This is a genomic window from Virgibacillus pantothenticus, assembly GCF_018075365.1.
Classification (GTDB): Bacteria; Bacillota; Bacilli; order Bacillales; family Amphibacillaceae; genus Virgibacillus; species Virgibacillus pantothenticus.
The window spans coordinates 2,008,197-2,022,872 of sequence record NZ_CP073011.1; the positions used below are offsets into that span (position 1 = coordinate 2,008,197).

Sequence of the window (14,676 nt, forward strand, 5' to 3'; positions counted from 1 at the left end):
CCTCTATCGTTGCAACCAATTATTTTGAATTAATTCTTGGGCGATTTGTACGGTATTCCACGCTGCTCCTTTTAATAAATTATCGGAGACAATCCATAAATGGAACCCTTGTTTATTATCTAAATCTTTACGAACTCTACCGACAAACACATCTTGCTTCCCTTCTGCAGTTAATGGCGTTGGATAGAGCTGCTCTTTCGGATCATCCTGTAATACGATCCCTTCTGCTTGCTGTAATTCTTTCCAAATATCTTCCACCGTCACATCTTCATTTTCCACCTCAATATATACACTCTCTGCATGGGAAGTAAAGAACGGCAGACGGACACATGTGGCAGCTACTAAAAGATCAGGCGCATGCATGATTTTTTTTGTTTCTTCAATCATTTTCATTTCTTCAAATGTATAACCATTTTCCTGAAAGACATCAATTTGTGGTAACGCATTAAATGCAATCGGAAAATGCTTTTCGTCGCCTTTAACAGGAAGAAGCTGTGCCTCCATCTCTTCTCCAGACAAATAAGCTTTCGATTGATTTGCCAATTCATTACATGCTTCATTCCCTGCACCTGACACTGCCTGATAAGTAGATACAATAATTCGCTTTAATCCAAACGCAGTTTTTAATGGCTGTAATGCGGCTACCATTTGAATTGTGGAGCAATTTGGATTCGCGATAATCCCTTGATGGTTTTGCAAGTCCGTTTTATTTACTTCTGGAACAACGAGCGGCACCGATTCATCCATCCGAAACGCACTTGTATTATCAATCACAACTGCACCACGTTTTACAGCTTCTTGAGCTAATTTCTTGGAAACCGAACCACCAGCTGAAAACAGAGCGATATCAATCCCTTCAAAGCTTTCTGGTACTGCTTCCTCGACAATGATTTCTTCCTGTTTAAATAACTGCTTTGAGCCAGCTGATCGTTTGGATGACAAAAGCTTCAAATTATTTATTGGAAAATCTTTCTCTTGTAATAATTCAAGTATCTTTTGGCCAACTGCACCTGTTGCCCCAACAACAGCTACATTATACGCAGATTTTTGCGACATGGATTTATTGCTCCCTTCCAAAACTAGATTATTAGACTTCTAGTTTATCATTTTACCATAGATCAGCTTTGATGAGGAACAATAACTGGCTGAAGTTGTTTGAATTCAAGCGCAGCTTCTACTGTCTCAGGTAATAACTCCATTTTAGCAACTAGTGAGTTTGGTTTTAAATACGGGTCGTCTTGACCGTATGGAATAAAGTAAATGAATTTACTAGCCATCAACCGCATTAAGTTCACCCCATTTAAGCCAAGTGCATCGTTCGTCGACACACCTACTACAACAGGTTTTTGATTACGCATTGTCGCTTTAGCAGCCATTAGAACGGGGCTATCAGTTAACGCGTTGGCAAGTTTGCTTAAGGAATTTCCTGTTAACGGCGCAATTACCATGCAATCCAATGGCATTTTCGGTCCTAAAGGCTCCGCTTCTGGCATCGTTGTAATAATATCTTTTCCAGTAATGGATGCGATTTTATCCATATGGTCCTCCGCATCACCAAATTTCGTGTCCGTTGTTCGTACTGTATACGTTACAATTGGGACGACTTCAGCACCAAGCTCCATTAATTTCGCTAGTTGCGGGAATACTTGATCGTACGTGCAATGTGATCCAGTTAAACCAAAGCCAATTCTTTTACCTGTTAAATTCATCAGTAACACCCTCCTATATATAAAGTGAATCTTTAATCAGCAAGAATTTCTTTTTTTCTACTCATTGTTATACTACAAGAGTATGACCTAAGACCTCTGCATAGCATCCATCATTTAACTTGCAATTGAAATCTCTAACTATCCTACTTGGATTTACTTCGTAGAATGGAAAGGCAGGTCTTACCTGCCAGTTATTTGTAGGGTAAATGTTACTTCGTTTCACCCTGTTTCAAGAATTCTTGTTTAATGACATCAGCCAATATTTTCCCAGCTGTTTTAGGTGCCACAATGCTCGGTAAACTACGAGATAAAATGGCTTTAATTCCCCGTTGCTTTGCATAGGCAAAATCGGTACCACCTGGTTTTGAGGCTAAATCAATAATGACTGCATGTGATGGAAGGTGCTTCATTTCTTCTTTCCCAATCACTGGAGCAGGTATGGTATTAATTAATAAATCACAATTTTCCATATAAGACGCCAACTGATCCAAAGGAATAGCTGTTAGTCCCATTTCTGTCACTCTTGCTAAATCCTTCATTCGTGTGGCACTAACAGAAACTTTTGCACCTAATGCTGAGAATTTGTTCGCTACGGTGTTTCCGACTCTACCAAAGCCAACAACGACAACTCGCGAGGAATGGATGGTGAAATCTGTATGTTCTATAGCCATCATAATCGTACCTTCTGCAGTCGGAATGGAATTGTAAATGGCAACATCATCTCGATCCAATAACGGAATCAGCTTTGCATTCGCGCTATTTACTGCATCGGTTAAATAGTCATTAGCTATTCCAGAAAACACAATTGCGGATTTACGTAACTGTTTGAACCAGTCGAGGGAAAGGTAGATCGGTTTTTCTGAAAAAACGGGTTCCACTTTTCCATCAGAATTAGTACCGGTTATAGGCAAGATAATGGCATCTAAACTACTCGGAGTAACATCATCTATATCCATTTGCTTTAAGCCCGTGAAGCCTTGCTCCAATTTATCAAATCCAATCAATAAAAGCGTTGTATCAGTTAATGCTTGGAGTTGGCGAATTAATTCTAAATAACGGGCATCTCCGCCAATAATTGCAATTGTTCGATTCATCCTTGTAAACACCCTCCAAACGTGCCATTTTCATTCGCATTTCTTTATAGCTTATGTGTGAAAATCGAGTTAGTGATTCCATTTTTAAAAAAGGGTTATTAGTTCAAACCGGGGTTAAGATAATAGGGTTAATTCTAGTATCAAGCTAAACCGAATCATTTTCTAAAAAGAACAATTATGGACATAAAAAAGCTGCTACCACTTTGGATAACAGCCAAGACATTCTCCTATTCTGCTAAGGTGCTTACAATTGCATTGCCAATGAATGAAAAATGCGTTGTATAGGTAAATTTATTGCTAACTACATTTAAAAATTCTTTTCCGTGTCGATAATGATCATGTCTTCTCCCACCTTTTTAATAGCACTCCAACGAATTTTTGTTTCTTCTGCTTCTTTTTTTAGACCAAACCACTTGTAGTTTGGAATAATGAAGGCTTCAATTTGTCCAGTCGTCTCATTTATTTCTAAGTCTGTTTGTCCTAAAATACCTAAACGAGATCCTTCTTGGACGTTAACAATTTCTTTTCCACTAATTTCCTTGTAACGCAATTTATCCCCCCCTATTCATCATTTCTATAATATATATGCAAAAAAAAGGCTGGAACATAACTAAAGCGGCTGATTTAAAAAAACAACCATAAATCGCCAATTGTGTATACGCAAGTTTTAGCGTAGTCAAAATAGGTAGACTCCTGCGGGAACAGCGCGAGCTGAAGATCCCACAGGAAAGCGGTTTTTGCTTTCCGAGGAAGCTGAAGAGACCTGCGGAAAGCGAAGTGTTTTGACATAGCGGTGATAAAAATTTTTAATGCAAATAAGCCGAACAATTATAAATGGACGGCTTTTGCTATATAATATTTGCTTATGTCCCAGCCTCTTTTAGGAACAAAGGAGCAAGCACCCGCTTAGCAACGTAGTGATTGGAACGAATCAACTAAAGATAAAGGAATCATGCCCCTAAAACAGAGGTATGCCAATGTCTGGGCGGCAAGCCCGTTTTTAGTCGGCCTTCCTCTTAGTGAAGAACCGATGAGGCCCTATCGTAGGGCGCATTTCTAAAGTCGCATCGTTGCTGGGCTCATGCGCCGGACGTGACTAGTCGGTTATTTCGTTATCCACAAGCACCTCATTTTAGGTTCCTATACAGCAAAGAAAGGATGGTACAGAAAGCTACACTATCTAACAAATTGCAAACCGTAGCCATCTTGTGACACACTTCACTTATCGCCATTTTAATAAAAAAGTCTTGTAATAAGATGAATTTCTAACTTATTCATTTTTGGGAGATATCAAAGCAATGGATGGGGATTGTTGAAATACAGTATCCATAACATGTTGCACAGAGTTATGGTTGACTGCATCAATCATTTCCACCAGTTCATCTAATGTATAATGTTTTTTCAGAATTAACTCATTTTTTCCATTTCTGTTCATTCGACTAGTCGTACTTTCCAAGCTTAAGAGCAAGCTTCCTTTTAATTGCTCTTTACTATTTTGCAGTTCTTTATCCGTTATCCCTTTGGTTACAAACTCGTCAATGGTTCCTTTTATCACATCAAGCAACTGCTGTAATCGATCTTTTGCCGTCCCTGCATAGATCGTTAATAATCCGCTATCGATAAAAGAAGCGTGATAGGAGAACACAGAATAAGCTAATCCTTTTTTTTCTCGAATATCTTGGAACAATCTGGAGCTCATGCTGCCTCCTAAAACATTATTCAATATGATTAAGCTATAAATGGCTGGTTCATGGACAGCCAAACCTTTAAACCCTAAACATACATGAGCTTGTTCCGTATCTTTATACCGTTCTATTTTTTCGCCAAGAAATTGTGGTTTAGTAAAACTAGAAGTAGATTTAGGAAGATGGTAGTTTCCAAAATAGCCTTCTACTGATTGGAGAAAGGAAGTATCTACATTACCAGCGATAGATACAACAACATTCTCTGGTGTATACCTTGATTGCATATATTCTTTTAACATCATTGGCGTAAACGTAGCTAATTGTTCTTCTGTCCCTAGAATTGGCAATCCAAGCGGGTGGTCTCCAAAAGCAGCCCTCGCCAGTAAGTCATGTACTAAATCATCTGGTGTATCTTCATACATTTTAATTTCTTCATAAACGACATTTTTTTCTTTGTCCATTTCTGCTTCCTGAAACTCGGATTGAAAAAACATATCTGCTAAAATATCTAATGCTTTATGTTTATATGTATCAACTACTTTCGCATAAAGACATGTGTATTCTTTTGATGTGAATGCATTTACCTGACCGCCAATTGCATCAAATTCCTCGGCAATATCCTGAGCAGAGCGTGTTTTAGTTCCTTTAAAAAACATATGCTCTAAAAAATGCGAGATGCCGTTTATTTGTCCATGTTCATGGCGTGAACCAGTGAGTATCCAAATTCCTATCGTAACAGAACGAACTGTAGGAATTCGCTCCAGTACGACGCGTAAACCATTTTGGCAAGTGTGTTTTTCTATCAAAGCGTATCCTCCTAATATATGAAGCGACGGTACTATCGCTTTGGTTCCATCAATTTTTCAATCGTATTTAATTTATATTTTTTTTCTTTTATTGAGGAAATCAATTGTTCTAATCCTCTTTCTGTAGCAGCTGTTGGATGCATTAAAATGGTAGCACCAGGATGAAGCTGATTGTTTACTCGGTTAAGCATAACAGAAACAGATGGATTCTTCCAATCAATTGTATCAACTGTCCAAAGAACAGTCTCCATATTTAAGTGATGACTGACCTCGACAACGTGATTATTATAGCTGCCGCTAGGAGGAGCGAACCATCTAGGTGTCGATCCAGTAATTGCTTTTAAAATATCGTTTGTTTGTACTATTTGATCAACCATGCTCTGGTTAGATAGCCTAGCCATATCGGGATGATTATAAGCGTGATTCCCAATCAGATGACCTTGTTCAGCAATCATTTTAACCAGTTCTGCATTGTTTTTAGCCCATTTACCTTCAATAAAAAAAGATGCTTTTACCCGATTATCCCTTAAAATGGAAAGCATTTCAGGGATGTATTCCTCTCCCCATGATACATTAATTAATAATGCAACCATCTTCTTTTCTGGATGTCCTCGATAAATTGGAGCAGCAGGTAAATCTTTTAAATCTATTTCGGGAGCGGTTTGATCGAATACGAGCTTCGACTCTGTAAAGATACCATCTTCCTGCTTCATTTTTGCATATGATTTTTCTACGTTTACTTTTAACCCATTTCTACCAGGTGTTTTTTTCCAAACTTTATCAATATACGCATTTTGTGCAGGTTCTTCATATTTTTTCGCTTTTTGTTTTATTTCAGCATATAATGGATCGGTAGTTTTCACTGTTTCCATAATAACAGGTGATTCTAATGGAGTAAACGGATTTTTTTCCATATCTAACGTAAGCCCTACTATTATCATAAATACAACAATGTGAAGCCAATGCCGATATCGCCCCATAACCATCCCCCCTTATCCTTACCTATATGATAAGAACGGACAAGTTATGCTTGATGATGAAAAATATTGTATGCGGTAGAAAATAATTCGTGTTTTTATAGCGCTTTCATTCGTCCGTTATAACTGGAATTTAAATGAGGGATTCCTTCCCAATCGAAAAATAGAAACCGTCGTCAAAGCATTATTACACCATGTGCGACTATAAAAAAATTGCTTTTCTGGAATAGAACAAAGGCGCGGGGCGCCCGTTTAGCAACGTAGCAAATGGAACGAATCAACTAAAGATTTAGGAATCATGCCACTAAAAACAGGGGTATGCACGCCTGAGCGGCAAGCCCGTTTTTAGTCGGCCTTCCTCTTAAAGACGAACCGATGAGGCCTTATCGTAGGGCACATTTCTAAAGTCGCATCGTTGCTGGGCTCATGCGCCGGACGTGGCTAGTCGGTTATTTCGTTATCCACAAGCACCTCTTTTAGGTTCCTATGCAATAAAAAAGAAACTGGGTTGCCAGCTTCTTGTTTACTACGTTGTTATTTTTGATTTTTTGCAGCTTCTTTTCTTTCCCGTTCTTCTTTTAACACAGCTTTTCGAGACAAGTTTACTCTACCTTGATGGTCAATTTCTTTTACTTTCACTAAAATTTCATCACCAATGGAAACGACGTCTTCTACTTTATTTGTACGCTCTTCTGCCAGTTCAGAAATGTGAACCAGACCGTCTTTTCCTTTAAATAATTCAACAAAAGCGCCAAATTTCTCAATTCGTTTTACTTTTCCAAGGTATAATTGTCCAACCTCGACTTCGCGTACTAAGTCCTCAATAATTTTCTTCGCTTTTTCGTTCATTGCTGCTTCAGTGGATGAAATAAATACACTACCATCTTGCTCAATATCAATTTTTACACCTGTCTCATCGATGATTTGATTAATTTGCTTTCCGCTTGGTCCGATTACATCGCGAATTTTATCCGGATTAATTTGCATGGTTAAAATCTTCGGTGCATATTGAGAAAGGTTATCTTTTGGTTTTTCAATGGTCGCAAGCATTGACTCAAGAATATGCATTCTGCCTTTTTTCGCTTGATGCAATGCTTCTTCTAAAATTTCTTTAGACAAGCCATCGATTTTGATATCCATTTGTAATGCGGTTACGCCTTTTGCTGTTCCTGCCACTTTAAAGTCCATGTCGCCAAGTGCGTCTTCCATTCCTTGAATATCGGAAAGAATCGTATAATCATCACCGGATTTGACCAGCCCCATTGCAATACCTGCTACTGGTGCCTTAATTGGGACTCCGGCATCCATCATAGCAAGCGTACTTGCACAAATACTTGCTTGCGAGGTTGATCCATTAGACTCCAACACTTCTGATACTAAACGAATCGTATATGGAAATTCTTTTTCGGATGGAATCACTTTCTCTAAAGCTCGTTCTCCTAATGCACCGTGCCCAATTTCACGACGACCAGGTCCTCTGATTGGTCCCGTTTCTCCAACACTATAAGCAGGAAAATTATAATGGTGCATAAAGCGTTTAGATTCCTCTAAATCAAGACCGTCAAGGATCTGTACATCGCCTAAAGCACCTAGTGTACAGACACTTAATGCTTGCGTTTGTCCCCTTGTAAATAATCCGGAACCATGTGTACGCGGCAATACATGAATACGAGACGATAGTGGACGAATTTCATCAATTTGTCTCCCATCAGGACGAACCTTTTCTTTCGTAATTAATCGTCGTACCTCTGCTTTTACCATTTGATCAAGAATTGCCTTGACCTGCTTGCCTGCTTCTTCGTCTTCTTCGTAAGCTTGTAGTACTTCTTCTTTCACTGCAGCAATAGCTTCTTCGCGTGCATGTTTTTCTTTAACTTGAATAGCCTCAATCAACTTATCTTTCGCTTCCACTTCCACTTTTGCAGCTAGCGTTTGATCGATATCAAATAAAGTCGGTTCCTGTTTTTTAATCCCAACAGCTTCCACAATTCGCTCTTGAAACTCAACTAAACGAACAATTTCCTGGTGTCCAAACATAATTGCTTCTAGCATGACTTCCTCTGGGACTTCATTGGCACCAGCTTCTACCATATTAATCGCGTCTTTTGTTCCAGCAACGGTCAATTCAATATCACTTTTTCCTTCTTGCTCAATCGTTGGATTAATGACAAATTCTCCATCCACACGACCGACATTCACCCCTGCAATCGGTTCTGCAAATGGAATGTCAGAAATACATAAGGCAATCGATGAGCCGATCATTGCCGCAATTTCGGATGGACAATCTTGATCTACGCTCATCACAGTGCTTATTACTTGAACTTCATTCCGATAACCATCTGGAAATAAAGGACGGATTGGTCGGTCAATAAGACGTGAAGACAGAATCGCTTTTTCACTTGGTCTTCCTTCCCGTTTAATAAATCCTCCTGGTATTTTACCTACTGCATATAGGCGTTCTTCATAGTTCACAGTCAAAGGGAAAAAAGGAAGGTCCTTTGGCTCACTGGAAGCCGTAGCTACTGATAGTACAGCAGTATCCCCATAATGAATCATACAAGCGCCATTTGCTTGTTTTGCTAATTCTCCAGTTTCAACGGCAAATTTTTTTCCGGCTATTTCTGTAGAGAATTGTTGTTTTTCTTCTGCCATTAGTTCATGTGCTCCTTTCAAATAACATTCTACCTTACATTTTATAGTTTATAAGCATGATTGTAAATTTTATGTAGATAAATCAAAGGTTTGACCAAATTTTATGTACATATACCATTAAACAACCATCTCTCGGTTCTATTATATACATCGAACACCTGTAAGAAAAGTACAAGCCTTTATAAACTTCATATGGTTATTTTCTTACAAAGATAATTAAAACACTTTACAATGCTCACAATTTACGATGTGCCCACAGAAAAAAGCAGGATTTCTCCTGCTTTTTCTTATCGGCGTAGACCGAGCTTTTGAATTAATTCACGGTAACGAGTAACATCTTTATTACGTAAGTAGTTCAATAAGTTACGGCGTTTACCGACCATTTTTAATAATCCGCGACGTGAATGATGATCTTTTTTGTGAACACGTAAATGTTCGTTCAACGTCGTGATTTCTGCAGTTAGTACAGCAATCTGTACTTCTGGAGAACCAGTGTCGTTGTCATGAATTTTGTATTCATTAATGATTTCATTTTTACGCTCTTGTGAAATAGCCATTTGGCTCACCTCCTATTTACATTTAAAATCCCCAATTCCCTAGCAAACGTCGGAGTTACGATTTGCCAAGCAATGGTTCAACGTTTTCTATCTTACACTTAGTTAGCAAAAAATGCAAGTATAATGTGAACCTTTCATCAGTTGGGGCTTTCATTCATCCCCCACTGATGGCTAGTACCGTAATGGTATGACCTCAAGACATCTGAACTAAATCTAACATTGTCTTTCATATGCCTCTGGATTTCTCCTTACAAGAAGGAGATGGAGACCATACTGCCAATTACATGCATGAGAAAAGTTATGATGGATTAGAAAAGAAGCGTCGAATTTGCTTCTCATCATTGGCAATTTGCTCCTTCAACTGCTGCATGCCAGGAAATTTCAGTTCCTCACGAATAAAGGAATGGAATTCGACTAACAATTCTTCTCCATACAATTCATGATTATAATCAAATATATGCACTTCAAGGATCGGCTCCGCTAGGTTTGCTTCAAAGGTTGGGTTAAAACCAAGACTTGCCATTCCTTCGTATTTTTCTTGTTTATAAAAGATTTTAACCGCATAGATACCCGGTTTTGGTAGTAAAGCATCTTGATTCGTCTGCATATTAGCAGTAGGATAACCCATTTGTTTTCCACGCTGTGCGCCTTTAACAACAAACCCATCAACGAGTAAAGGTCTTCCAAGTAATGCATTTGCCTTTTCGATTTCCCCTGAAGCTAGTAACTTGCGAATTCTTGTCGAGCTGATTTTTTCCCCATCACATTCGACCTTATCTACCTTTGTAAAGATAAATGCTCCATCTGCGTGTTCAGTTATAGTATCCACATTTCCGCTGCCTTTATGACCATAAGAAAAATCAAAGCCAGCAACAAGGTGCTTTATGTGGAGACCTTTAATAAAATGATCGATAAATCCTTGTGGTTCCAAAGCGGCCAACTCTGAATTAAAGGTAATAATATATAATCTCTCTACACCGAGTCGTTGTAAAACTTCTTGCTTTTCACGTAATGGAGTAATATATTTTACTTGCTGCTTGTCTTTTCGTAAGACAACAGATGGATGCGGATAAAACGTAATGACAGCACTTTCCATCTTTCTTTGCTTTGCTTCTTTAATTGCGGTTTTTATGACATGCTGATGCCCTTTATGTATTCCGTCAAAAAACCCAATAGCTGCAACTGTTTCTGGGAGTTCTTCTAGTATGAGAGTGTGCGGATATGTTAATTCAATTGTTCGCATCTTACTTCACCTACACTTTTTTATCTACTAAATACACGGACTGGCTTTATATAGCCTGCTTGCTTTTCATGAGATTGATAAATGGCTAGAACACGATTCTGATGCATGATAACAAATGGATCTGTCCTCAATTGGATATTATTAGGTAGTTTTTGCCCATATAACACCTTTTTAGCTGTCTCGGAATCGACATTCCATACATCCAGATGGGTTAAACCCATTTGAATTGGATATAATAACGTAGCTTCTTGTTTTTTAAAAATGGCCTCTTCTATTGTAGCAAATGTAACCGCATTTTTGTTGGAAAATGCTCCTGTTGCCTCTCTTACTAATGTCAACATATGCGCAGGGTATCCTAGAGCTTTTCCGATGTCTACACATAAGGTACGAATATAGGTTCCTTTTGAACAAACAACCCGAAATGCGATCGAATGTTCCTGTTCATTCGGAGTCGAAAGTAGCTGTATTTCATCAATCCTAACTCGCCTGACTGGTCGCTCCACGTACTGATTTTCTCTAGCATACTCATATAGCCTTTTCCCTTTTACTTTAACTGCTGAGTACATGGGAGGGATTTGATTAATTTCCCCTATAAATTGCCGCATTACATCTTCAATATGCTGTTGTTCCGGCATCACTTCTACCGATTTTTCCTCAATCGGATTACCAGACGCATCCTCCGTATCTGTCGCGACTCCCAATTTTAGCTTAGCGCTATATGTCTTTTTTGTATCGGTTAAAAAAGGAACAATTTTTGTTGCTTTTCCAATGCAGATAGGTAAAACCCCCTCCACATCTGGATCTAATGTACCTGTATGTCCTACTTTTTTTGTTTGAAACATTTTGCGGATTTTAATCACACAATCATGAGAAGTAAGGCCTTTTGGTTTCCATAATGGCAATATTCCATCCATATGTGAAATCCCTCATTTCTTTGTAAAGTGAAGCTTCAATCAGGTCTTGTAAAGCAAAAGTCTCACTCCATTGAGATGATGGAAAAAATCTGACCTAAAACAGGTCAGATTCTAATTCCAGTTCGTCATCTCCATATGAATTGGCTAATTTTCAATAAGATACAAACACATCTGTCGGTGTAACAAACAGTGTCGCCCGAGCGTTATTTATTTAAATCTTTTAAAATAGATTCAATTCGATTGCCATATTCATATGCTTCATCAAATTCAAACATCAATTCAGGTGTTTTTCGCAATCGAATACGTTTGCCAATTTCTGAACGGATAAATCCTTTCGCTTTCGCCAGACCAAGTAACGTATCCTTCTTTTGCTTATCATTACCTAAAACGGAAATAAATACTTTTGCTTGCTGTAAGTCACCTGTAACTTCTACATCTGTGACTGTAACAAACCCAACTCGTGGGTCTTTAATTTTTCGAGTTAAGATTTCTCCCAGTTCCTTTTTCATTTGTTCGCCCACTCGATTGGCACGTAGTTCAGCCATTTCATTCACCTCATTATTATCTTAAAAACCCCATTTGGGCATGTTTCTAGACTCGTTCTACATGAGTAATGGTTCGTTCCAGTTCCGTGTATGAATCAATAACGTTCATTACGTCTTGCATTACTTGCTCTGCATGTGCTAACTCTGTTGATATAGTAACGATTCCTAATTTTGTTCGCTGCCATAGATCATGGTAATCTAGTTCCGTCATAGCTATATTAAAGTCTTGCTTGCACTTGGTTAGAACAGGTTTTATAATGGAGCGCTTCTGTTTTAACGAATGGCTTTCATATAAAATACATTCTACTTCAGCGTAGAGAATCATACTCGCTTGATTTCCTCCATAATAAATGCTTCAATGATATCTCCTTCTTTTATATCATTAAAGTTCTTAATCGTAATACCACATTCATAATTTTGCGCTACTTCTTTTACATCATCTTTAAAACGTTTTAAGGCTTCAATTTCCCCTTCAAATAGAACAACACCATCACGAATTAATCGGACACCGGCATCGCGGGTGATTTTTCCGTCAGTTACATAGCTACCAGCAATGGTTCCAATTTTCGACACCTTAAATATTTCACGTACTTCCGCTTGACCTATTACTTTTTCTTCATATTCAGGGTCAAGTAGCCCTTTCATAGCCGCTTCTACTTCCTCAATTGCTTTATAAATAACACGATGTAATCGAACATCTACTTTTTCTCTGTCAATCGCTTTTTTCGCATTTGCATCTGGTCGTACATTAAACCCGATGACAATTGCATTTGATGCTGCAGCCAAGATAACATCGGATTCCGTAATCGCACCTACGCCAGAATGAATAATTTTTATATTCACGCCTTCTACTTCGATTTTCCTTAACGAAGAAGCAAGCGCTTCTGCTGATCCTTGAACGTCTGCTTTAATGATAATATTAATTTCTTTCATTTCACCTTGTTTGATTTGTTCAAACAAGTCATCCAAACTAACCTTCGTCTGTTCACTGCGGCTTTCCTGAATTTTTTTCTGCTGTCTAGCCTCACCAATTTGACGTGCTTTTTTCTCATCTTTGAAGACAAGAAATTGATCTCCAGCCTCTGGTACTTCATTTAGTCCAGTAATCTCCACAGGTGTAGATGGCCCTGCTTCGGTGACTCGCTGACCGACATCATTCACCATTGCCCGAACACGACCGTGCGTATTTCCAACCACAATAGAATCACCAACATGTAATGTTCCATTTTGAACGAGCAAGGTTGCTACAGATCCTCTTCCTTTATCCAATTGTGCATCAATTACTGTTCCAAATGCATTATTATTCGGATTGGCCTTTAGTTCCTCTACTTCAGAAACAAGGACAATCATTTCTAATAGTTCATCAATTCCTTCTCCCTTAATTGCAGAGAGGTTCACAAAAATTGTATCTCCGCCCCAATCCTCAGGAACAAGTTCATATTCCGTTAATTCTTGCATGACGCGGTTTGGATTAGCAGCTTCTTTATCCATTTTATTAACAGCGACAATGATTGGAACTTCAGCTGCTTTTGCATGGTTGATTGCTTCTACGGTTTGTGGCATAACTCCATCATCAGCAGCAACAACTAGAATCGCAACATCCGTTACTTGAGCACCACGAGATCGCATGCTTGTAAATGCAGCGTGCCCTGGAGTATCCAAGAACGTAATTTTCTTGCCGTCATTCTCAACCTGATAAGCGCCAATATGTTGCGTAATACCACCAGCTTCTCCTGCAGTAACCTTCGTATGACGGATGGAATCCAATAATGTTGTTTTCCCGTGGTCTACATGCCCCATAATGGTTACAACTGCTGGTCGTTCTACCAAGTCTTCCGGTTTATCCTCCGAAATATATTTATCTAAATCCGTATCTTCAAGAATGATTTCTTTTTCAACTTCTACATCAAATTCAGCACAAATTAATTCAATAGAATCGTCATCTAAATCTTGATTTTTTGTTGCCATTACACCAAGGAACATCAGCTTTTTTATAATTTCTGACGCATCTTTATTTAATTTATCAGCAAGTTCACTAACCGTTAACGTACCATGATATTTGATTGCTTTAGGTGTTTCTTTTTTCACCGTTTGTTGATTAGCTGGTGCTTTCGTATTGCTCTTGCCTTTTTTCCCTTTTATTTGCTTTCCGTGGGTTTTTTGCTGTTGCTTGTTTGGTTTATGCTGAGTGTTTGATTTATGTTGATTATTTGATTTGTTTTGTTTCATGTTGTTTTGCTGACTATGATTCGAATTTGATGGATTCACATGTTGCTTTGGTTTTTTAGTCTTTGTTTGATTAGCATCTCCTGCTTCTTTCTTGTCTTGCTTTTGCGCTTTATATTTTTTATCAAGCATGGCAATTGTATTTGGAGAAATTGTCGACATATGATTTGTCACATCGACATCCTTTTCCTTAAGAAATGCAACTACTGCTTTACTTGATAGATTATTTTGTTTTGCATATTCATATACACGCATTTTACTCATACGT

13 protein-coding genes are annotated in these 14,676 nt (G+C 38.4%); all 13 read right to left on the bottom strand.

Annotation, left to right across the window (positions count from 1 at the left end; genetic code table 11):
* Positions 1 to 3 precede the first annotated feature (3 nt).
* Positions 4 to 1,056, bottom strand: a complete 1,053-nt coding sequence (gene asd, locus KBP50_RS09515; protein ID WP_050352790.1) for an aspartate-semialdehyde dehydrogenase — start codon at positions 1,054 to 1,056, stop codon at positions 4 to 6.
* Between the two features lie 62 nt (positions 1,057 to 1,118).
* Positions 1,119 to 1,709, bottom strand: coding sequence for a dipicolinate synthase subunit B (gene dpaB / locus KBP50_RS09520; protein WP_050352789.1), 591 nt, complete (start codon positions 1,707 to 1,709; stop codon positions 1,119 to 1,121).
* A 209-nt stretch (positions 1,710 to 1,918) separates the two neighbouring features.
* Complete coding sequence (gene dpaA, locus KBP50_RS09525; RefSeq protein WP_050352788.1) at positions 1,919 to 2,803, bottom strand: dipicolinic acid synthetase subunit A; 885 nt, start codon at positions 2,801 to 2,803, stop codon at positions 1,919 to 1,921.
* Positions 2,804 to 3,110: 307 nt separating this feature from the next.
* Positions 3,111 to 3,353: a YlmC/YmxH family sporulation protein gene (locus KBP50_RS09530; protein WP_050352787.1), complete on the bottom strand. Its 243-nt coding sequence runs from the start codon at positions 3,351 to 3,353 to the stop codon at positions 3,111 to 3,113.
* Between the two features lie 720 nt (positions 3,354 to 4,073).
* Positions 4,074 to 5,294 (bottom strand): M16 family metallopeptidase, encoded by a 1,221-nt coding sequence (locus KBP50_RS09535; protein ID WP_050352786.1) that lies wholly within the window; start codon positions 5,292 to 5,294, stop codon positions 4,074 to 4,076.
* 32 nt (positions 5,295 to 5,326) lie between these two features.
* Entirely contained in the window at positions 5,327 to 6,274 is a 948-nt protein-coding gene (locus KBP50_RS09540) for a polysaccharide deacetylase family protein (RefSeq protein ID WP_050352785.1), read from the bottom strand.
* Between the two features lie 531 nt (positions 6,275 to 6,805).
* Positions 6,806 to 8,923, bottom strand: a complete 2,118-nt coding sequence (locus KBP50_RS09545) for a polyribonucleotide nucleotidyltransferase (protein ID WP_050353535.1) — start codon at positions 8,921 to 8,923, stop codon at positions 6,806 to 6,808.
* A gap of 287 nt (positions 8,924 to 9,210) precedes the next feature.
* The gene (gene rpsO / locus KBP50_RS09550; protein ID WP_050352784.1) at positions 9,211 to 9,480 is read right to left on the bottom strand and encodes a 30S ribosomal protein S15; all 270 of its coding nucleotides are present in this window, start codon (positions 9,478 to 9,480) and stop codon (positions 9,211 to 9,213) included.
* A gap of 298 nt (positions 9,481 to 9,778) precedes the next feature.
* The gene (locus KBP50_RS09555; RefSeq protein WP_050352783.1) at positions 9,779 to 10,723 is read right to left on the bottom strand and encodes a bifunctional riboflavin kinase/FAD synthetase; all 945 of its coding nucleotides are present in this window, start codon (positions 10,721 to 10,723) and stop codon (positions 9,779 to 9,781) included.
* 20 nt (positions 10,724 to 10,743) lie between these two features.
* Positions 10,744 to 11,637 carry a tRNA pseudouridine(55) synthase TruB gene (gene truB / locus KBP50_RS09560; protein WP_050352782.1) on the bottom strand — a complete coding sequence of 298 codons (894 nt, stop codon included), beginning with the start codon at positions 11,635 to 11,637 and terminating at the stop codon, positions 10,744 to 10,746.
* A 203-nt stretch (positions 11,638 to 11,840) separates the two neighbouring features.
* A complete protein-coding gene (gene rbfA, locus KBP50_RS09565) occupies positions 11,841 to 12,182 on the bottom strand; it encodes a 30S ribosome-binding factor RbfA (RefSeq protein WP_050352781.1) in 342 nt (113 codons plus the stop codon).
* Positions 12,183 to 12,228: 46 nt separating this feature from the next.
* Entirely contained in the window at positions 12,229 to 12,507 is a 279-nt protein-coding gene (locus tag KBP50_RS09570; RefSeq protein ID WP_050352780.1) for a DUF503 domain-containing protein, read from the bottom strand.
* Positions 12,504 to 14,672 (bottom strand): translation initiation factor IF-2, encoded by a 2,169-nt coding sequence (gene infB / locus KBP50_RS09575; RefSeq protein ID WP_050352779.1) that lies wholly within the window; start codon positions 14,670 to 14,672, stop codon positions 12,504 to 12,506. The genes KBP50_RS09570 and infB overlap by 4 nt, the downstream gene beginning before the upstream one ends.
* Between the last annotated feature and the right edge of the window lie 4 nt (positions 14,673 to 14,676).

What these genes read in the sequence shown, in the direction of transcription:
- rpsO (WP_050352784.1), bottom strand. Translation starts at nt 9,480, where the DNA reads ATGGCTATTTCACAAGAGCGTAAAAATGAAATCATTAATGAATACAAA.
- dpaA (WP_050352788.1), bottom strand. Translation starts at nt 2,803, where the DNA reads ATGAATCGAACAATTGCAATTATTGGCGGAGATGCCCGTTATTTAGAA.
- asd (WP_050352790.1), bottom strand. Translation starts at nt 1,056, where the DNA reads ATGTCGCAAAAATCTGCGTATAATGTAGCTGTTGTTGGGGCAACAGGT.
- KBP50_RS09540 (WP_050352785.1), bottom strand. Translation starts at nt 6,274, where the DNA reads ATGGGGCGATATCGGCATTGGCTTCACATTGTTGTATTTATGATAATA.
- rbfA (WP_050352781.1), bottom strand. Translation starts at nt 12,182, where the DNA reads ATGGCTGAACTACGTGCCAATCGAGTGGGCGAACAAATGAAAAAGGAA.
- dpaB (WP_050352789.1), bottom strand. Translation starts at nt 1,709, where the DNA reads ATGAATTTAACAGGTAAAAGAATTGGCTTTGGTTTAACTGGATCACAT.
- infB (WP_050352779.1), bottom strand. Translation starts at nt 14,672, where the DNA reads ATGAGTAAAATGCGTGTATATGAATATGCAAAACAAAATAATCTATCA.
- KBP50_RS09545 (WP_050353535.1), bottom strand. Translation starts at nt 8,923, where the DNA reads ATGGCAGAAGAAAAACAACAATTCTCTACAGAAATAGCCGGAAAAAAA.
- KBP50_RS09555 (WP_050352783.1), bottom strand. Translation starts at nt 10,723, where the DNA reads ATGCGAACAATTGAATTAACATATCCGCACACTCTCATACTAGAAGAA.
- truB (WP_050352782.1), bottom strand. Translation starts at nt 11,637, where the DNA reads ATGGATGGAATATTGCCATTATGGAAACCAAAAGGCCTTACTTCTCAT.
- KBP50_RS09570 (WP_050352780.1), bottom strand. Translation starts at nt 12,507, where the DNA reads ATGATTCTCTACGCTGAAGTAGAATGTATTTTATATGAAAGCCATTCG.